19 protein-coding genes are annotated in these 17,588 nt (G+C 72.0%); 4 read left to right on the top strand and 15 right to left on the bottom strand.

All coding sequences use genetic code 11. The features are described 5' to 3' along the window. Positions 1-5: 5 nt before the first annotated feature. Complete coding sequence (locus tag JYK04_RS24450; RefSeq protein ID WP_189733618.1) at positions 6-941, top strand: ABC transporter ATP-binding protein; 936 nt, start codon at positions 6-8, stop codon at positions 939-941. After that, positions 938-1,693, top strand: a complete 756-nt coding sequence (locus JYK04_RS24445; RefSeq protein ID WP_189733620.1) for an ABC transporter permease — start codon at positions 938-940, stop codon at positions 1,691-1,693. The genes JYK04_RS24450 and JYK04_RS24445 overlap by 4 nt, the downstream gene beginning before the upstream one ends. Positions 1,694-1,738: 45 nt before the next feature. Here JYK04_RS24445 and JYK04_RS24440 read toward each other — a convergent pair whose 3' ends face one another. The 7 genes from JYK04_RS24440 to JYK04_RS24410 form a co-directional block, all read right to left on the bottom strand. Further along, positions 1,739-2,011 carry a DUF1876 domain-containing protein gene (locus JYK04_RS24440; protein ID WP_030721318.1) on the bottom strand — a complete coding sequence of 91 codons (273 nt, stop codon included), beginning with the start codon at positions 2,009-2,011 and terminating at the stop codon, positions 1,739-1,741. 80 nt (positions 2,012-2,091) lie between these two features. Continuing rightward, entirely contained in the window at positions 2,092-2,748 is a 657-nt protein-coding gene (locus JYK04_RS24435) for a contact-dependent growth inhibition system immunity protein (RefSeq protein WP_189733622.1), read from the bottom strand. 12 nt (positions 2,749-2,760) lie between these two features. Then, on the bottom strand, positions 2,761-3,060 hold the full coding sequence (locus tag JYK04_RS24430; RefSeq protein ID WP_189733624.1) for an RNase A-like domain-containing protein: 300 nt from the start codon (positions 3,058-3,060) through the stop codon (positions 2,761-2,763). Positions 3,061-3,103: 43 nt separating this feature from the next. After that, the gene (locus JYK04_RS24425) at positions 3,104-3,691 is read right to left on the bottom strand and encodes a hypothetical protein (protein WP_189733626.1); all 588 of its coding nucleotides are present in this window, start codon (positions 3,689-3,691) and stop codon (positions 3,104-3,106) included. A gap of 14 nt (positions 3,692-3,705) precedes the next feature. Further along, a complete protein-coding gene (locus tag JYK04_RS24420; RefSeq protein WP_189733628.1) occupies positions 3,706-5,499 on the bottom strand; it encodes an RNase A-like domain-containing protein in 1,794 nt (597 codons plus the stop codon). Continuing rightward, positions 5,499-5,804: a WXG100 family type VII secretion target gene (locus JYK04_RS24415; protein WP_189733630.1), complete on the bottom strand. Its 306-nt coding sequence runs from the start codon at positions 5,802-5,804 to the stop codon at positions 5,499-5,501. The genes JYK04_RS24420 and JYK04_RS24415 overlap by 1 nt, the downstream gene beginning before the upstream one ends. A 23-nt stretch (positions 5,805-5,827) precedes the next feature. Beyond that, on the bottom strand, positions 5,828-6,214 hold the full coding sequence (locus tag JYK04_RS24410; RefSeq protein ID WP_189733632.1) for a WXG100 family type VII secretion target: 387 nt from the start codon (positions 6,212-6,214) through the stop codon (positions 5,828-5,830). A gap of 145 nt (positions 6,215-6,359) precedes the next feature. Between JYK04_RS24410 and JYK04_RS24405 the strand changes: the two genes are divergently transcribed. Then, complete coding sequence (locus JYK04_RS24405) at positions 6,360-6,704, top strand: hypothetical protein (protein ID WP_189733634.1); 345 nt, start codon at positions 6,360-6,362, stop codon at positions 6,702-6,704. 9 nt (positions 6,705-6,713) lie between these two features. Here the strand turns inward: JYK04_RS24405 and hemB are convergent, their stop codons facing one another. Both hemB and JYK04_RS24395 read right to left on the bottom strand, forming a co-directional pair. After that, the gene (gene hemB / locus JYK04_RS24400; protein ID WP_189733636.1) at positions 6,714-7,715 is read right to left on the bottom strand and encodes a porphobilinogen synthase; all 1,002 of its coding nucleotides are present in this window, start codon (positions 7,713-7,715) and stop codon (positions 6,714-6,716) included. 94 nt (positions 7,716-7,809) lie between these two features. Further along, positions 7,810-8,859, bottom strand: a complete 1,050-nt coding sequence (locus JYK04_RS24395; protein ID WP_189733638.1) for a saccharopine dehydrogenase NADP-binding domain-containing protein — start codon at positions 8,857-8,859, stop codon at positions 7,810-7,812. 125 nt (positions 8,860-8,984) lie between these two features. Here JYK04_RS24395 and JYK04_RS24390 point away from each other — a divergent pair, with 125 nt between their 5' ends. After that, a complete protein-coding gene (locus tag JYK04_RS24390; RefSeq protein ID WP_189733639.1) occupies positions 8,985-9,935 on the top strand; it encodes a helix-turn-helix domain-containing protein in 951 nt (316 codons plus the stop codon). Between the two features lie 145 nt (positions 9,936-10,080). Here JYK04_RS24390 and JYK04_RS41945 read toward each other — a convergent pair whose 3' ends face one another. The 6 genes from JYK04_RS41945 to JYK04_RS24360 form a co-directional block, all read right to left on the bottom strand. Then, positions 10,081-11,586 (bottom strand): cytochrome D1 domain-containing protein, encoded by a 1,506-nt coding sequence (locus JYK04_RS41945; protein WP_189733641.1) that lies wholly within the window; start codon positions 11,584-11,586, stop codon positions 10,081-10,083. Between the two features lie 285 nt (positions 11,587-11,871). After that, entirely contained in the window at positions 11,872-13,539 is a 1,668-nt protein-coding gene (locus JYK04_RS24380) for a bifunctional uroporphyrinogen-III C-methyltransferase/uroporphyrinogen-III synthase (RefSeq protein WP_161288883.1), read from the bottom strand. Then, positions 13,536-14,504: a hydroxymethylbilane synthase gene (gene hemC, locus JYK04_RS24375; protein ID WP_189733642.1), complete on the bottom strand. Its 969-nt coding sequence runs from the start codon at positions 14,502-14,504 to the stop codon at positions 13,536-13,538. Before hemC ends, JYK04_RS24380 begins: the two co-directional genes overlap by 4 nt. Then, entirely contained in the window at positions 14,501-16,216 is a 1,716-nt protein-coding gene (locus tag JYK04_RS24370; RefSeq protein WP_189733643.1) for a glutamyl-tRNA reductase, read from the bottom strand. The genes hemC and JYK04_RS24370 overlap by 4 nt, the downstream gene beginning before the upstream one ends. Continuing rightward, positions 16,213-17,022: a redox-sensing transcriptional repressor Rex gene (locus JYK04_RS24365; RefSeq protein ID WP_189733645.1), complete on the bottom strand. Its 810-nt coding sequence runs from the start codon at positions 17,020-17,022 to the stop codon at positions 16,213-16,215. Before JYK04_RS24365 ends, JYK04_RS24370 begins: the two co-directional genes overlap by 4 nt. Positions 17,023-17,295: 273 nt before the next feature. Further along, positions 17,296-17,583 carry a glutaredoxin family protein gene (locus tag JYK04_RS24360; RefSeq protein WP_030012801.1) on the bottom strand — a complete coding sequence of 96 codons (288 nt, stop codon included), beginning with the start codon at positions 17,581-17,583 and terminating at the stop codon, positions 17,296-17,298. Positions 17,584-17,588 lie beyond the last annotated feature (5 nt).

The raw sequence follows: 17,588 nt of genomic DNA, 5'->3' as shown, positions 1-17,588 counted from the left end.
CCCTCATGACCACGCACGCCTCCGCCGACCTCGGCATCCACGCCATCGGCCTCACCAAGTCCTACGGCGACCTCCGCGTCCTCGACGGCATCGACCTGGCCGTCCCGCGCGGCAGCGTCCTCGCCCTCCTCGGCCCCAACGGCGCCGGCAAGACCACCACCGTCCGGATCCTCGCCACCCTCACCGCCGCCGACTCCGGCAGCGTCCGCGTCGCCGGGCACGACACCGTCGCCGAACGCTCCCGGGTCCGCGAACTCATCGCCCTCACCGGCCAGTTCGCCGCCGTCGACGAACTCCTGACCGGCACCGAGACCCTGCGCATGATGGGCCGCCTGGCCGGGCTCTCCCCGCGCGCCGCCCGCACCCGCGCCGACGGGCTCCTCGCCCGCTTCGGCCTCACCGAGGCGGCCGGACGCACCGCGAAGACGTACTCCGGCGGCATGCGCCGCCGCCTCGACCTCGCCGCGAGCCTCGTCTCCCGCCCCGAGGTGATCTTCCTGGACGAGCCGACCAACGGCCTCGACCCGCGCAGCCGCCAGGACCTCTGGGATCTCGTACGGGAACTGCGCGCCGACGGCACCACGGTCCTGCTGACCACCCAGTACCTGGAGGAGGCCGACCGGCTCGCCGACCGCGTCGCCGTCCTCGCCGACGGCCGCATCGCCGCCGAGGGCACCCCGGGCGACCTCAAAGCCCGCGTCGCCGGACACCGCCTGGACCTCACGCTCACCAACCGGGCCGCCTACGAGGCGCTCGCCCCGCGCGCGGTACACCTCGACCCGGAAGAGCTCACCCTCGGCCTGGCCACCGACGGCAGCGCCGCGCACGTCCGGACCCTGCTCGACGAACTCGACCCGGACCGCACCGACATCGGCCGCTTCGCCCTGCGCAGCGCCACCCTCGACGACGTCTTCCTCGCCCTGACGGGAGCCGACCGATGACCGCCCCGCCCGTGCACGCCTTCGCCCTGGCCGGCCGCAGCCTCCGCATCAGCAGCCGCCGCCCCGACGCGCTGATCGCCGCCCTGATGCTGCCCGTCATGCTGATGCTGATCTTCGTCTACTTCTTCGGCGGTGCCATCGACACCGGCACGGCGTACGTGATGTACGTGGTGCCCGGCGCCATGCTGCTCTGCGCGGGCTTCGGCGCGGCCTCCACCGCCGTCAGCGTCAGCGAGGACATGGCGAACGGCGTCATCGACCGCTTCCGCTCCCTCGACGTCGGCGGCATCCCGATCCTCGCCGGGCACGTCACGGCCTCGGTGGTGCGCAACCTGGTCTCCACCACCCTGGTCCTCGCCGTCGCCCTCGCCATCGGATTCCGCCCGCAGGCCGGACCGGCCGCCTTCCTCGCCGCGGCCGGCCTGCTGCTGACGTACATCACGGCGATCTCGTGGCTGGCCGCCGCACTCGGGCTGCTCGCCAAGTCCCCGGAGGCGGCGGGCGGCTTCACCTTCCTGATGATGTTCCTGCCGTACCCGTCCAGCGCTTTCGTCCCCATCGAGACCATGCCCGGCTGGCTCCACGGCTTCGCCGACCACCAGCCGCTGACCCCGGTGATCGAATCCCTGCGCGCACTGCTCCTGGCGCAGCCCGCGGAGAACGCCCCCTGGGTGGCCCTGACCTGGTGCGCGGGCATCACGGCCGTGGCCGTGACCCTGGCGGCGGTCCTGTTCCGCGGCAGGACCCGCTGACGGGCTCCTTGCCGGAACCCGTCAGCGGGCCTGTGAGCGTGCCGCTCAGCCGTTGAGCGGGTAGGAATGACGGCCCGTGGCCTCATCGATCTCGGCGTGGGCCTTCTGCAGCATCTGCGACGCGAGATCCATGAGCGCACGCGCGCCCGCGATCTCTTCCCCGACCCTCAGCTGCTCCGGGTCGGAGGGATGACGCAAGGCATAGCCCCGCGCCTTGATCTCGGAGCCGTCCCCGAGCCTGACCAGGGCCGCCGCACTGGTGCGGTGGCCCTCCTCGGTGAATTCGAGCTCCACATGCCACCCGACGAGCGTGGCCATGGTGCATCACCTCCAGGGGGTCACCCATCTCTCCAGGGTGCGCCCGCAGCGCAGACGGCGCGAGCCGGGGCTCCTGGCGGTCAGCCCCCGGTCAGGGTCGCCGCCACCGACCGGAACCACGCTCCGTACGAGAACGGCTCGGGCGGATCGACCTCCATGCCGAGCTCCGCGGCGGCCAGGGCGTAGTCGCCTTCGTCCAGCGGGAGGGCGAGCAGCTCGTGGAGCTCGCCGACGAGGCGGGCGACGAGCTGCGGGTCGGTGGTGGCGGCGTAGTCCGCGACCGCGGCCTCGTGGTCGGGGAATTCGTCGACGATGTCCTGCGAGAACCAACCGCCCAGCAGCTGCCCGGTCTCCGGGAACCGTGCGTGCCACTCCCAGTGCGTCTGCGGGGTCGCCGGCGGCGGCACCTCGCCGTTCTCGACGCTCTGCTTGAGGTGGTCGGCGAGCACGAGGAGCCAGTCACCGATGGCGGGCTGGGGGATCCCGACGTCGGGGACGGCGTAGAACTCGTCGAGGTCGATCCGCAGGCGCCCCGGAGGGTTGCGGCCGTACTCGCGCAGCTGGCGCTCCGCCTCCGCGACGGCCCAGGGGCGGGTGTGCCAGGTGTGGCGCAGATAGGCGTCGAGCGCAGGGCTGCGCTGCTCGGCCGTGTCCTCGCCTTGGCGGCCGAGGTAGGCGCGCATCACCTGATCCAGCTCGCCGTAGCGCCGGTCGTGTTCGAGGGGCTTCATGGACACGGTCGGCTGCCTCTACAGGTAGAACGGGACGGTGGTCAGGACGACGAATCCGTACGGGCTGGCGGGCTCACGGCGCAGCACGACACGGGCGGCGCGGACATCGACGGGTTCCTGGCCGGCGAGCGCCGCCGCCTGCAGCTGCACCCGGCCCACGGGCTCTTCACGGGACGGCCAGGCGGCCTCCAGGGTGAGGCGGGCCCGCGTTCCCTGGGCGAGCCAGCGGTGGATGACCTGCTCGTTGGCGGTCACCACCTGCTGGGTGGCCCACTGGGCGGTCTCCCGGTCGGGGTAGGTGGCGGATCGGGTCAGCATCGGATCATTGTCTCAATTCGCGTTGAACGACCGGAAGACGGGCTCAGACGTCGCCGAAGGTCCAGAACAGCCCGACCTCCGTGTCGGAGACCACGACCAGGCCGCAGTCCTCCCCGTAGAAGGTCATCGGCGTCCAGCCCCGGGAATCGCCCCGGAAGTCCAGCGTGCCGTTGCGCGGGCCCGTGCTGACGTTGGTGTGGCAGGTGAAGCCGTCCCCGTAGCGGGCGAGGACGGTGCGGGCCATGTCCTGCAACTCCTCGAAGCTCTCGCTGAACCGTTCGAGGTTCCGCAGGGTGCAGCCCTCGTCGGTGAGTGCGAGGAGCAGGTTCTCGGCGCTCGCGCGGTCGATCTCCCACAGCCGTTCCCCGACGTCGGCCGGGGTGATCGGGCGGAGGGGATCGGCCTTGAAGGGCGGGCGGAAGGGATAGGCGGGGCGTTCCTTCCGCCCGGGGTCGTTCACGCCGTCGTCGAGCCCGGCCCAGCCGCGCGGGTCGGGGACGGCGCGCTCCATGACGGCGAGCACGTCGATCCGCCAGTCCTCGTGCTTGCGCGGACCGGTGGCGACGTACCCGTACGCGTCCTCGTAGAGGTGCCGTACCGCCGCCTCCCAGGACTCCTGGTCGATGGACATCTTCGAAGGGCCTTTCACTTGCTGGGCATGGACGTCATGACGGTGAACGGAGGATTGCGGCTGCTGTCGTACTTGATCCTCGTGTCGATGCCCTTCACGTCCTCGGCCTTGGCGTCCATGCCGCCCGTCTTGTATCCGGACAGCGGATCGTTCAGGTCGGTCGGCTGCTTGCTCACGCTGCGGCCGCTGACCTCACCGTTGGGCGCCGTCCCCTTGAAGTCCTTCACGTCGCCATCGCCCGGCGGCGGCGGGCCCTTGATCCAGGCCTCGATCGCCGCGGCGTTCTCGTTGAGGTTGTGCTGGGTGAGTTCCTGCGCCCGCTCGTAGTTCGGGAAGGCCGAGGAGGCACTCGGCTTCGGCTTGCCGAACGGCCAGGCCTGGGTCGGGCCGTTCGCCTGCTGGTCGCGCAGGCGCTGCGCCAGCTGCTCGTCCGTCTTGCCCACGTGCTTGTCCAGCGTGTGGCCGTCCGCCATGTACTCGTTGGCGCCCAGGTCCAGCACGTACTTGCCGGTGGCCGAGTCGATCTTCAACCAGGTCTGCGAGGTGCTCTTGAACTCCTCCAGGGACCGGGCGCCGAAGCCGTGGGCGCGGGCGACGCCGGCCTCGAACTTCGGGGCGCTGCGGTGCGCTTCGTCCAGGATGTCCTTGAGCGCTTCCATGCGCGTGGTGAGGCCGTCCACGATGCCGGTGTACTTGTCCACGATCCGGTTGAGCTTGGCCTTGTCCAGCTTCAGGACCGTTTTGACGTCGAACTTCAGCAGCAATCCGGCGGCCCCGCCGATCCCGCTGGCCACGCTGGTGACGGCACCGGCGATGCTCTTGAGGCTGGGCTTCTCCTTGGCCTTCTCGAGGTCCTCGATGATGCTCATGGCGGCCTGCTTCATGGCCCGCTTGAGCTCCTCGAAGACGTCGTGGTTCAGCTCGACGGCCGCTTCCGCGTACTCGCGCAGGCAGTCGCTGATCTTGACCGCCACGTCCATCAGGACGGTCATCACCGGCTGACTGCCCGTGGCGGCCTGCGCCCCGTACGGCCCCGTGGTGTGCGCCCACTGGAGGCCGTGCCGGGTCTGGCCCCATGCCGTACCGCCCCACAGCGCACTGCAGAACGTGCGCATGGCCTCTTCCCAGTCGGCCTTCTGGTGGTTGGTGATGGTGCCGACGATCATCGTCAGCTCGGCTGCCGTGTTGCCCGGGACGGTCGAGGCGTTCATCCAGCTGTGGCAGTGCGAGTTGAGGTAGTGCTGCTGCGGGAAGGGGTGGACGTCCGCCACCTTGCCGACACGGAAGACGTGCTTCGCGACGGGCTGCAGGACGTCCCGGACGATCTCCGGTATGCCCTCCATCGCGCCGCGGATCAGGTCGTCACCGCCGTCGTCGTCACCCCACTTGATGTCGGGGACGTCGCCGAACTTCGGGTCCTTGTCGATGACCGTGGGCAGCGGGCGCTGCTCCGGGGCCTGTCCGGGCTTGGGGTGGGCCGCCGCATCGGCCTTGGTGTAGGCGTTGGCGGTCTCCGTGAAGCCGACGGCGACGCCCCCGATGCTCACCACGCTCTTGCCCAGCACCTCCAGCCAGCGGTTGCCTATCTTCTTGTAGGCCTGCGCGAACTTCTCGGCGCTGGTGCCCGCCCCGCCGGCGTCCGGGTACTTCTGCAGCTCCTGCACGAGGGTGTTCCCGCCGCGCATCATGGGGTCCTGCTGACCGGCGACCCGGCCGGAGACGTTCCACAGGCTCGACGGCTTGACGTCGATGTTGCCGCCTCCGGCGGGCGGCTGCGCCGGGCCGGGGCCCGGGGTGGGTCCGGCCATCAGGCGCCGCCTCCCCAGCCCTGGAGCACGGACCTGTTCGCAGCGGCGTAGTTGAGGTGGCCCTTGACCACGACCTCGTGGAGCCAGGCCTGCGCGGCCTTGAGGTCCTGGGCCGAGCGGTCCCACTTGTCCAGCTCGTCGATGAAGGCCTGCCGGGCCTCGCCGTCCCAGCCCAGAACGGCCTTCTTGGCGCGCTCGTAGAGCAGGTCCAGCTTCTCGTTGAGGTCCTTGAGGATCTCCTCCAGGTCACCCGACAGGCGCTGCAGGGTGGCGAAATCGACAGTTATCCGGTCGTCGTCCGACATGGTGGTGCTGTTCCTCGCTGCTCTCAGATGTCCTGCAGACGGCTGTGCGGGGCGGCCGGCTGGTCCGGCACGGTCAGCTCCGCGGCCGACGCGGACACGTCCTCCTGGCTCTGGACGCGCTTGAACGCGGCCAGGACCTCCAGCTCTTGGGCCGTGAAGCCGTCACGGGAGGCCCTGGTGGCGTCTTCGAGGAGGGAGAGCACCTGCCGGATCCGCACGGCGTCCTCGGCGGCTCCCCGGTGCAGGGCGCGGTACGCCGTGGCCGTGGGCCCTTGCCAGCCCGCCGCGATGCTGTCGACCACCCGGTCCATGTTCCGGATCTGGCGCTCCAGATGACCCTGCATCGCGTCGAGGTCGTCCGCGAGCCTGGTGAGGCCGTCCTCCGAAACGCTGAGATCGCCGTCCGTCATGTCCACCCCCTCTTCGGCACTGCCACGCCACATGCGTGCGTACGTACATACATACGCACGCCTAAGAGTTTCGCAGGTGGGCGAGGGGGGTCAGCTGAGTACGCGCACTCATGTTCCATGTCTTTGCAAGGAGTTCACTGGATCCATGACACCGGACACCGCCCGCCACCCCCGCGCGTTCGTCGCGCCGCTCGTCTCCACCCTGCTGACGCTGCCGCTCGCGGCCGTCGCGTTCTTCTTCGCCGGGCTGTCCCCGATGGCCTGCGACTCCTGCGGCGACGCGGCGAGCGACCGGTTCGACGCCTCGTACCACGTCGCCTTCCCCGTCTTCGGGTTCGGCCTGCTGGTGGTTCTGGCCGTGCTGGTCGCCGCGTGGGGGCTGCCCTGGCAGCGGCGCTACGCCGCCGCCAGGGTGTGGTTCGCGGTGGCCGCTCCGGCCGCCGCCGTCTTCGACTTCGTCGTCTTCCACGGCCTCGTCGACTGGCCGTAGGACAGACCGTCAGCGGGTCTCGCGCAGCCAGCCCGCGACCTCGGTCGCCCAGTAGGTGAGGATCGTGTCGGCACCCGCCCGCTTGATGCCCAGCAGGGTCTCCAGGATGGCGCGGTCGCGCTCGATCCAGCCCTTCTCCGCCGCCGCCTCGATCATCGCGAACTCGCCGCTGATCTGGTACGCCGCCACCGGAACGTCCACCGCCTGCGCGACCCGGTACAGGATGTCGAGGTACGGGCCGGCCGGCTTCACCATCACCATGTCCGCGCCCTCCTCCAGGTCGAGGGCGAGCTCCCGCAGCGACTCCCGGGCGTTCGCCGGGTCCTGCTGGTACGTCTTGCGGTCACCCTGCAGCGAGGAGGCGACGGCCTCGCGGAAGGGGCCGTAGAAGGCGGACGAGTACTTCGCCGTGTACGCGAGGATCGAGACGTCCTCGTGCCCGGTCTCGTCCAGCGCGTCACGGATGACGCCGACCTGCCCGTCCATCATCCCGCTCGGCCCGACCACGTGGACGCCCGCGTCCGCCTGGACCTGCGCCATCTCGGCGTAGCGCTCCAGCGTCGCGTCGTTGTCGACGCGCCCGTGCTCGTCCAGCACACCGCAGTGGCCGTGGTCGGTGTACTCGTCCAGGCACAGGTCCGACATGATCACCAGGTCGTCCCCGACCTCGGCCTTCACATCGCGGATCGCGACCTGCAGGATCCCGTCCGGCTCGGTGCCCGCCGTGCCCAGCGCGTCCTTGTTCTCGTCGGCCGGGACACCGAACAGCATGATCCCGGCGACCCCCGCCTCGACCGCCTCGACGGCGGCCTTCCGCAGCGTGTCCCGGGTGTGCTGCACCACGCCCGGCATCGCGGAGATCGCCAGGGGCTCGCTGATGCCCTCCCGGACGAACGCCGGGAGGATCAGGTCCGAGGGGTGCAGCCGGTTCTCGGCGACCATCCGCCGCATCGCCGGGGTGGTGCGCAGCCGGCGGGGCCGCGAACCGGGGAAGGATCCGTACGCGCTCATCTTCAGTCGCCTCTTCGAGCATCGACAGCAGTCCGGACAAGGGTAGAGCCCGGGCCCCCCGTTCCCGGGCTCCACCCGTGCGGCCGGCAGCAGGTCAGTTCGAGACGTCCACCGACAGGTACGGCGCCAGCGCCCGCAGGAAGTCCGGCGCGTCGAACATCGCCGCGGCCGAGGCCACGCCCGTCGTCCGGGTGCGCCCGGACAGGATGCGCTCGACGGCCTCCACCGCCAGGGGCGCGGTGACCGCGTAGATGTCCCGGCCGTGGGCGGTGGCGCGGCGTTCGACGCCGCCCGCGCGGACCAGGACGTCGACGACGAAGGTCTGGTCCGACCGCCCGAGGTCGTCGACGGCCTCCGGCGCCGGCGTGTCCGCCCCGGCGAGGTCCCGGGCGGCCTCCACGGCCATGTACGTACGCACCTCCGGCACGGCGACGTGGCTGGGCACGGTGACGACGTCGGCCATGGTGAACTCCGCGATCACCGCCCGCCGGCCGAGCGGCTCCGGGAAGACCCAGTCCTGCTGCGACAACTGGTCGTCGTGGTACTGCAGGGCGCCGTCCGCGAACCTCACCCGGCGGCCCCCGCGGCGCTCGTGGGACACCTCTCCGGCCTTCCTGGTGCCCGCCGTGGGCTGCCAGCTGCTCAGCCCGTACGCGACGTGCACCTCGTCCGCCGCGGTCCAGCCGCCCATCGCCGCGCCGGCCAGCAGGTCGCCCAGGCCCCCGTAGAAGGCCATGGCCGGCACCACGGGCACCCCCGCCGTACGGGCCGCTTCCGTGTGGTCGGCGAACATCGCCGCGTTCGCCTCGATCTCCGCCGCGACGTCGACGTAGGGGATCCCCGCGCGCAGGGCCGCCTCGACGACCGGACCGCCCGTCACCGCGAACGGCCCGGCGGCGTTGATGACGGCCGCGGCTCCGGCGAGGGCGCGGTCCAGGGAGACCGGGTCGTCCACGGAGGCCGGGCGGACGAGCACGTCCCCGTCCTCGGCCGCCAGCGCCTCCAGCCGGGCTCCGTCACGGCCGGAGACGACCGTGGCGATGCCGCGCCTGCGCAGCTCGGCGACGATGAAACGACCCGTGTGCCCCGTCGCCCCGTAGACCACCACCGCACCCGCCGCGCCCGCCGTACCCACCGTGCTCATCGCTCTCCCCGTCCCCTGCGTCCGCTGCGGCCCGTGCGCCCCGTGCGGCTCGATGCACCCAGTCTCGGCGCGGGCCGTGCCCGAACGTGATGGTCCGGAACGACATCACCCGTACACTTTCGGACATGCCCACTGTCGCCCTGGCGGCCGCCGGCCGCCTGCTGCACTTCGAGCTGGCGGTGGCCTACGAGATCTTCGGCAACCCCCCGCCCGACGCCCCCCAGGGCTGGTACGACGTACTGCTCTGCGGCCCCGGACCGGTGCGCGTCGGCCCCTTCACCGTCGAGCCCGACCACGGTCTGGAGCGCCTGGTCCGGGCCGACACCGTGATCGTGCCCGCCTGCGCCGACGTGGACGAGCCGCCACCGCCCGAGCTGGTCGACGCCGTGCGCGCGGCCCACGCCGCGGGCGCCCGGGTCGCCTCCCTGTGCACCGGGGCCTTCGTGCTCGGCGCCGCGGGCCTGCTGGACGGGCGGCGGGCCACCACCCACTGGGCGCACGCCGCGGAGCTGAGCGCACGCCATCCGCTGGCCGAGGTCGACCCGGACGTGCTCTACACCGACAACGGCAGCGTGCTCACGGCCGCGGGCAAGGCCGCCGCCGTGGACCTGTGCCTGCACCTGATCCACCTCGACCACGGCGCCGCCGTCGCCAACTCCATCGCCCGCCGCCTGGTCATGGCGCCGCACCGGCCCGGCGGCCAGGCGCAGTTCGTGGCCACCCCGGTGCAGGTCACGGGCGGCGACCACCAGCTCGCCGGGCTGCTCGCCTGGGCCCAGCAGCGCCTGGACCGGCCGCTGACCGTCACCGACATGGCGCGCCGGGCCAGTACGAGCCCGCGCCACCTGGGGCGGCAGTTCCGGGCGGTCACCGGCCAGACCCCGCTGCAATGGCTGCTGACCCAGCGCGTACGCCGCGCACAGGAGTTGCTGGAGGCCACCGACGAGACGATAGAGGCGGTGGCGGTCGCCACCGGCATGGGTACGGCGACGACGCTGCGCCGCCAGTTCAAACGGGTCGTCGGCGTCCCGCCCGACACCTACCGCCGCGCGTTCCGCAGCGCGAACCCCACCTGATCGGTGGTCCGGTCGGGCGCGAGGGGCCGGCGCAGGCTTCGGGCGGCGCGCCGTGGTGTGGGGTTGCGTGGTCATGGGATGCCCCGGCGCCGGCGGTCCGAGGGTGGGTGGCCGGCGCCGGGGCGTTCGTCATGCCGGTGTGCGGCTACCGGGGGCCGGGGCGGTGGCCGTGGTCGGGCCGGTCGTGGCCGGGCTTTCCGTGACCCGGCTTGCCGTGGCCGGGCTTCCCGTGGCCGGGCTTCCCGTGACCCGGCTTCCCGTGACCCGGCTTGCCGTGGCCCGGGCGGTCGTGGTGCGGGGGCTTGGGCTGCTGCTTCCTGTCGACGGTGGTGGTCGCGGTGGCGATGCTGGTGCCGGTGGCGCCGCCGCCGGTGACGGTGGCGGTGTTGGTGACCTGCTTCGGCGCGTGGGGAGCGATCCGGACGGTGAGGGTGAGGGGCGGGTAGCCGGCGCCGGGGGCGAGGATGTCGCTGCGGGTGCAGGACAGCGGGGTGAGGGTGCAGGTCCATCCGGTGCCGGAGAAGCCGACCGGGGTCAGGCCGGCGGGGAGGGTGTCGGTGAGGGTGACGGTGCTGCCGTCGGTGGGCAGGTCGCCGGTGTTGGTGACGGTGAGGGTGTAGGTGCCCTGCCCGCCCTGGGTGAACGTCCCGCCGGCGGTGAGCTTGATCAGGGTCAGCGCCGGAGCCGGCCGGGGCACGACCCCGATCGCCACCCCGAACGGGAGGTCGTCGACGGGGACGGTGGCCACGACGATATTGGTGGCGGTGTCGATCACGGACACCGTGCCGCCGTTGGCGTTGGTGACGTAGGCGTGGGTGCCGTCCGGCGACAGCGCCACCTCTCGGGGCGCATCGCCGACGGAGACGGTGGCGACGACCGTGTTCGTCGCCGTGTTGATCACGGACACCGTGTCGGCGTCGGCGTTGACGACGTAGGCGCGGGTGCCGTCCCGCGACACCGCCACCCCCTGGGGCGCATCGCCGACGGAGACGGTGGCGACGACCATGTTCGTCGCCGTGTTGATCACGGACACCGTGTCGGCGCCGTAATTGGTGACGTAGGCGCGGGCGCTGTCCGGCGACACCGCCACCCCGAACGGGGAGTCGCCGACGGGGACGGTGGCCACGACGGTGTTGGTGGCGGTTTTGATCACGGACACCGTGTCGGCTTCGGAATTGGTGACGTAGGCGCGGGCGCCGTTCGGCGACACCGCCACCCCGATGGGCGCATCGCCGACGGGGATGGTGGCGACGACCGTGTTGGTGTTCGTGTTGATCACGGACACGGTGTCGGCGCCGTAGTTGGTGACGTAGGCGCGGGCGCCGTTCGGCGACACCGCCACTCCGAGGGGCTCAAGGCCGACGGGGACGGTGGCGACGACCGTGTCGGTCGCGGTGTTGATCACGGACACCGTGCCACTGGTGCGGTTGGTGACGTAGGCGCGGGTGCCGTTCGGCGACACCGCCACTCCCCACGGCGCATGGCCGACGGGAACCGTGACCACCACCGTGTTCGTCGCCGTGTCGATCACCGACACCGTGTCGTCCTGGAAGTTGGCGACGTAGGCGTAGGTGCCGGGCGGTACGGCCTGGGCGGGCTGCGGGGCCACCACGGGCAGGGCCAGGCCGGCCATCAGGACGAGACCTGCCACCAGCGCCCGCAGCAACCCACCCCGCCACGAGCGACGCACCCGAAGACCAGGCGGCTCCGACGGCGGGAGGGCCTCCTGCACGCCCACCCCGCTCACGGTTTGACAGATAGTCACAGCAATCCTCCCGACCGGACTGACAGAATCGGACGGATTATGACAGTTCGCCACATTTGGCATGGCTGGGACACGCGACCACAAAGGGATTGCGCCCGGGTACGCGAGAGGGGCCCGGGCGCTCACCGCACCCGGGCCCCTCTCCGACCGGTCGATCCGGCCTTAAACCGCTCACGTCGTGCGACGCCGCCGCGCCCCCGGACGTCGCTCGCTCGGCCGGAACACCGTCTCGCCGGCCTCCTTGGCCGCCTCGCGGCGCGCCGCACCGTACTCGGCGAGGGCCTCCGCCAGCTTCGACACCGACGGCTCCGGGGACAGTACGTCCACGCGCAGCCCGTGCTCCTCCGCCGTCTTGGCCGTCGCCGGCCCGATACAGGCGATGACGGTCACGTTGTGCGGCTTCCCGGCGATCCCGACCAGGTTGCGGACGGTGGACGAGGACGTGAAGAGAACGGCGTCGAAACCGCCGCCCTTGATCGCCTCGCGGGTGTCCGCCGGCGGCGGCGACGCGCGCACCGTCCGGTAGGCGGTGACGTCGTCGACCTCCCACCCGAGCTCGATCAGCCCGGCGACCAGCGTCTCGGTCGCGATGTCGGCGCGCGGCAGGAACACCCGGTCGATCGGGTCGAAGACCGGGTCGTACGGCGGCCAGTCCTCCAGCAGTCCGGCCGCGGACTGCTCGCCGCTGGGCACCAGGTCCGGCTTCACGCCGAACTCCACGAGGGCCGCGGCGGTCTGCTCGCCCACCGCGGCGACCTTGATGCCCGCGAAGGCGCGCGCGTCGAGCCCGTACTCCTCGAACTTCTCGCGGACGGCCTTCACGGCGTTGACCGAGGTGAAGGCGATCCACTCGTAGCGGCCCGTCACCAGGCCCTTCACCGCGCGCTCCATCTGCTGCGGGGTGCGCGGCGGCTCCACGGCGATGGTCGGCACCTCGTGGGGCACCGCGCCGTACGAACGCAGCTGGTCGGAGAGCGAAGCGGCCTGCTCCTTGGTCCGCGGCACGAGGACCCGCCAGCCGAACAGCGGCTTCGACTCGAACCAGGACAGGTCTTCGCGCCGCGCGGCGGCGCTGTGCTCACCGACCACGGCTATGACGGGCCGGGCGCCCTCGGGCGAGGGGAGCACCTTGCCCTGCTTGAACACCTGGGCGATGGTGCCCAGCGTCGCGCACCAGGTCCGCTGCCGCGTGGTGGTACCGGCGACGGTCACGGTCAGCGGGGTGTCGGGCTTGCGCCCGGCGCTCACCAGCTCGGCGGCGGCCGCCGAGACGGTCTCCAGCGTCGCGGACACGACGAGGATGCCGTCGCTCGCGCCCACCTCGCTCCAGCAGCGCGCCGAGGCGGTCTTCGCGTCGACGAACCGCACGTCCGCGCCCTGCTTGTCGCGCAGCGGGACGCCGGCGTACGCGGGCACGCCCACCGCGGTCGCGACACCGGGCACCACCTCGAAGGGGATGCCGGCGGTGGCGCAGACGAGCATCTCCTCGGCGGCGTTGCCGTCGAGCCCGGGGTCGCCCGTGACGGCACGCACGACCCGCCTGCCGGAGCGTGCGGCCTCCATGACAAGATTGGCCGCGTCCCGGATCACCGGGACCCCGGCGGCCGCTGACACTTCATCAGCAATCGTCAGCTGCGGCGTGTCGACGTTCGCCCGCGCATGAGTCCGTACGACCTCGAGCACCTCGGGCTCCGCGATCAGTACGTCCGCGGCGGCGAGCGCCTCGACGGCGCGCAGCGTCAGCAGACCCGGGTCGCCCGGGCCGGCACCGAGGAAGGTGACGCGTCCGTGGGCGGCGACGGCCGGATAGGCGGAGGTGGTCGGAATTGAGGGGTTCAAAGCGATCGCTCCCCCATCAGACCGGCCGCGCCCTTGGCCAGCATCTCGTCCGCGAGTTCGCGGCCGAGCGCCATGGCCTCGTCGTACGACTGGGGCACGGGACCGGTGGTGGACAGCTGCACCAGCGTCGTGCCGTCGAGGGTTCCGACGACGCCGCGCAGGCGCATTTCATTGACAATCTCCCCGTCGGCCAACAGGTCGGCGAACGCGCCCACGGGTGCGCTGCAGCCTGCCTCCAGGGCGGCGAGCAGGGAACGCTCGGCGGTCACGGCGGCCCGGGTGTGCGGGTCGTCGAGTACACCGAGCGCGGCGACGAGGTCCGTGTCGGACGCGAGGCACTCCACGGCCAGGGCGCCCTGGCCGGGAGCCGGCAGGACGCTGTCGACGGACAGCAGGTCGGTCGCTTCGTCACCGCGCCCGATCCGGTTGAGGCCGGCGGCCGCCAGGACGACGGCGTCGAGCTCACCGTCGTGGACGAAGCCGATCCGGGTGTCGACGTTGCCGCGGATGGGCACCGTCTCGATCCGCTTGCCGAGCGACAGCGCCAGGTGGTTGAGCTGGGCGGTGCGCCGCGGCGAGCCGGTACCGATCCGGGCACCGTCGGGCAGCTGCTCGAAGGTGAGACCGTCCCGGGCGACGAGCGCGTCCCGCGGGTCCTCGCGGCGCGGCATGGCCGCGATCACGAGGTCGTCGGGCTGCGCGGTCGGCAGGTCCTTCAGCGAGTGCACGGCGAAGTCGACCTCGCCGCGCAGCAGCGCGTCGCGCAGGGCGGTGACGAACACGCCCGTCCCGCCGATCTGCGAGAGGTGCTCGCGCGAGACGTCGCCGTAGGTCGTGATCTCCACGAGCTCGACGGCCCGGCCGGTGACGGCCCGTACCGCGTCGGCGACGTGCCCCGACTGGGACATGGCCAGCTTGCTCCGCCGCGTACCGAGCCGCAGCGGCTGGTCGGGACGTGTGTTCATGATGCCCGTCCTGGGTCGTCGTCGTTCATCGGATCGGCCGCGTCCGCCCGGCTGACGGAAGCAACCGTCTGAGGGTCGAGGTCGAAGAGTTCGCGCAGCGCTTCCGCGTACCCGGCGCCGCCGGGCTCGCTGGCGAGCTGCTTGACGCGCACGGTCGGCGCGTGGAGGAGCTTGTCCACGACGCGGCGCACGGTCTGGGTCACCTCGGCGCGCTGCCGTTCGTCGAGGTCGGGCACCCGCCCGTCGAGCCGCGCCACTTCCATGGCCACGACCTCGGCCGCCATGGCGCGCAGGGCGACGACGGTGGGAGTGATGTGCGCGGCCCGCTGCGCCGCCCCGAAGGCCGCCACCTCCTGGGCCACGATCCCGCGTACGGCGTCGACGTCGGCCGCCATCGGGGCGTCGGCGGACGCCTCCGCGAGCGACTCGATGTCCACGAGCCGGACGCCCGGGATCCGGTGCACGGCCGCGTCGATGTCCCTGGGCATGGCCAGGTCGAGCAGCGCGAGCCGGACGGTGGTCGCCTGGGGCTGCGTACGGGTGCTCCTGCGGGGCTGCCGCTGTGCGGCGGCCTCGCCCTGGTCGGCCCAGGTCCCGTGCAGTTCGAGGGAGTTGGCGTCGACCCCGGTCAGCGCGGAGCGCCCGTCCGGCCCGACGGGACAGCCGTCGGCCTCGACGCCACCGGCGATGGTCCGCACGGCCCCGGCATCGGCGAGCCGCCCGTGCGTCTGCGCGGCAACAGCCAGCCGCGCGACCACATCGGCCAATTCCAGCCCCGCCGGCGTTTGAGGCGCGGGGGTCCGGGGGCGGAGCCCCTGGTCGGCCTGGGGCGCAGCCCCCGCCTCTCCCTGCTCCGCCGGCGCGAGCCCACCGGCGCCCCAGGAGACGGCGGCCAGCACGTCGTCGGCGCTCAGCACGAGCCCCGTCGCACCGGTGCACGAGACGACCACGTCGACTCGTGTCAGCTCATCGGCCACCCGAGCCATCGGCACGGCCACGGCCGAGACCCCGGTGCCCGAGGCAACCAGAATCTCCGCGAGCCGCTCCGCCCGGTCGGCGGTCCGGTTCGCCACGACGATCTCGGCGACCCCGACCCGCGCCAGCGTCGCCGCGGCCAGCGAGGACATCGACCCGGCGCCGATGACCAGCGCCCGCTTGCCCGCGGCCCACTCGCCCACCGGCACGTTCACGGCCAGCTGCTCCAGCCCGAACGTCACCAGCGACTGACCGGCCCGGTCGATCCCGGTCTCGGAGTGCGCCCGCTTGCCGACCCGCAGCGCCTGCTGGAACAGGTCGTTGATCAGCCGCCCGGCGGTGTGGAGCTCCTGCCCCAGCGCCAGCGCGTCCTTGATCTGGCCGAGGATCTGCCCCTCGCCCACGACCATCGAGTCCAGGCCGCACGCCACCGAGAACAGGTGGTGCACCGCCCGGTCCTCGTAGTGCACGTACAGGTACGGGGTGAGCTCCTCCAGCCCGACCCCGCTGTGCTGCGCGAGCAGCGTGGACAGCTCGGCGACGCCGGCGTGGAACTTGTCCACGTCCGCGTACAGCTCGATCCGGTTGCAGGTGGCCAGCACGGTCGCCTCGGTCGCCGGTTCGGCGGCGAGGGTGTCGTGCAGCAGCTTCACCTTGGCGTCCGCGGACAGCGAGGCCCGCTCCAGCACGCTCACGGGCGCGCTGCGGTGGCTCAGCCCTACGACGAGCAGGCTCATGCCGGCATCACCGCCGGCACGTCGCCCTCGGGCCCGCCCTTGCGCTGCTCGGCGGCGGTCCGCCCGGCCGGCGGCACCACGGCCGCGGCGGCCGCGGCGCCGCCCACGGAGGAGGAGCCGCCGGCGGCAGCGGCGGCCGCTTCCTCACCGGCCTTGCGCTGCTCGTGGAAGGCGAGGATCTGGAGCTCGATGGAGAGGTCGACCTTGCGCACGTCCACGCCCTCGGGCACGGACAGCACGGTCGGCGCGAAGTTCAGGATGGAGGTCACGCCCGCCGCGATCAGCCGCTCGCTGACCTGCTGCGCCGCACCCGCGGGAGTCGCGATCACGCCGATCGAGACGCCGTTCTCCGAGATGATCTTCTCCAGATCATCGGTGTGCTGCACGGGCATGCCGGCGACCGGCTTGCCGGCCATCGCCGGGTCGGCGTCGATGAGGGCCGCGACGCGGAAGCCGCGCGCGGAGAAACCGCCGTAGTTGGCCAGGGCGGCGCCGAGGTTGCCGATACCGACGATGACGACCGGCCAGTCCTGGGTCAGGCCGAGCTCGCGGGAGATCTGGTAGACGAGGTACTCGACGTCGTAGCCGACGCCGCGGGTGCCGTAGGAACCGAGGTACGAGAAGTCCTTGCGCAGCTTCGCGGAGTTGACTCCGGCGGCGGCCGCGAGCTCCTCGGAGGACACCGTGGGCACCGATCGCTCGGAGAGCGCGGTGAGGGCACGCAAGTACAGCGGAAGCCGGGCGACAGTGGCCTCGGGAATACCTCGGCTGCGGGTCGCCGGTCGGTGAGTTCGGCCAGTTGCCACGATGCTCCTGCGGGATGAGCGGGGCTGCAGGCGGCCACTTGTCCCAGGACCGCCCCGTCGACAGCAGGCTATGCCTTTGTGAACGCGTGCACAAAGATTGTGTCCGGTTTGTCCGACCAAAGTGACCGGGGTCACGCGACTCCGGCACGTAAAGCCGGAACCATCGGTACGCCGAACCCGTTCAAATCCCAAAGGGGGCAAAACCGTGCACACTCCTCACAGATACGCCCCCGAGACCCCATAAATCGCCCATGATGGTAACCGGGAAGAGGGTCAGGCCCCCAACGCCCGCCGGAGCCGGTCGGGGTTCACCCTCCAGAAGGTGTGCTGCTCCCCGTCCACGAGCACGACCGGAATCTGCTCCCAGTGCAGCCGGTAGAGCTCCTCGTCCTGCGAGATGTCCTTCTTCTCCCACTGCGCACCCGTCTCGGCGCACACTTTCGCGACCACCTCCTCCGCCTCGTCGCACAGGTGACACCCCGGCTTCCCGATGAGCGTCACCGTCCGCTCGCCGGGACTCTTCTTTTCCTTACGGCGCAACAAAGGGCTCATGCCACCCATTCTCC

The organism is Streptomyces nojiriensis, assembly GCF_017639205.1.
Taxonomy (GTDB): domain Bacteria; phylum Actinomycetota; class Actinomycetes; order Streptomycetales; family Streptomycetaceae; genus Streptomyces; species Streptomyces nojiriensis.
The sequence above is the reverse complement of the archived record's forward strand: the minus strand, read 5'-3'. Positions and strand labels throughout refer to the sequence as shown.

Bases quoted from the DNA above. Each gene is read 5' to 3' on its own strand.
- JYK04_RS24450 (WP_189733618.1), top strand. From the start codon at position 6: ATGACCACGCACGCCTCCGCCGACCTCGGCATCCACGCCATCGGCCTC.
- JYK04_RS24425 (WP_189733626.1), bottom strand. From the start codon at position 3,691: ATGTCCATCGACCAGGAGTCCTGGGAGGCGGCGGTACGGCACCTCTAC.
- hemC (WP_189733642.1), bottom strand. From the start codon at position 14,504: ATGAACACACGTCCCGACCAGCCGCTGCGGCTCGGTACGCGGCGGAGC.
- JYK04_RS24390 (WP_189733639.1), top strand. From the start codon at position 8,985: ATGCCCACTGTCGCCCTGGCGGCCGCCGGCCGCCTGCTGCACTTCGAG.
- hemB (WP_189733636.1), bottom strand. From the start codon at position 7,715: ATGAGCGCGTACGGATCCTTCCCCGGTTCGCGGCCCCGCCGGCTGCGC.
- JYK04_RS24420 (WP_189733628.1), bottom strand. From the start codon at position 5,499: ATGGCCGGACCCACCCCGGGCCCCGGCCCGGCGCAGCCGCCCGCCGGA.
- JYK04_RS24360 (WP_030012801.1), bottom strand. From the start codon at position 17,583: ATGGGTGGCATGAGCCCTTTGTTGCGCCGTAAGGAAAAGAAGAGTCCC.
- JYK04_RS24415 (WP_189733630.1), bottom strand. From the start codon at position 5,804: ATGTCGGACGACGACCGGATAACTGTCGATTTCGCCACCCTGCAGCGC.
- JYK04_RS24370 (WP_189733643.1), bottom strand. From the start codon at position 16,216: ATGAGCCTGCTCGTCGTAGGGCTGAGCCACCGCAGCGCGCCCGTGAGC.
- JYK04_RS24440 (WP_030721318.1), bottom strand. From the start codon at position 2,011: ATGGCCACGCTCGTCGGGTGGCATGTGGAGCTCGAATTCACCGAGGAG.
- JYK04_RS24430 (WP_189733624.1), bottom strand. From the start codon at position 3,060: ATGCTGACCCGATCCGCCACCTACCCCGACCGGGAGACCGCCCAGTGG.
- JYK04_RS24410 (WP_189733632.1), bottom strand. From the start codon at position 6,214: ATGACGGACGGCGATCTCAGCGTTTCGGAGGACGGCCTCACCAGGCTC.
- JYK04_RS24405 (WP_189733634.1), top strand. From the start codon at position 6,360: ATGACACCGGACACCGCCCGCCACCCCCGCGCGTTCGTCGCGCCGCTC.
- JYK04_RS24445 (WP_189733620.1), top strand. From the start codon at position 938: ATGACCGCCCCGCCCGTGCACGCCTTCGCCCTGGCCGGCCGCAGCCTC.
- JYK04_RS24395 (WP_189733638.1), bottom strand. From the start codon at position 8,859: ATGAGCACGGTGGGTACGGCGGGCGCGGCGGGTGCGGTGGTGGTCTAC.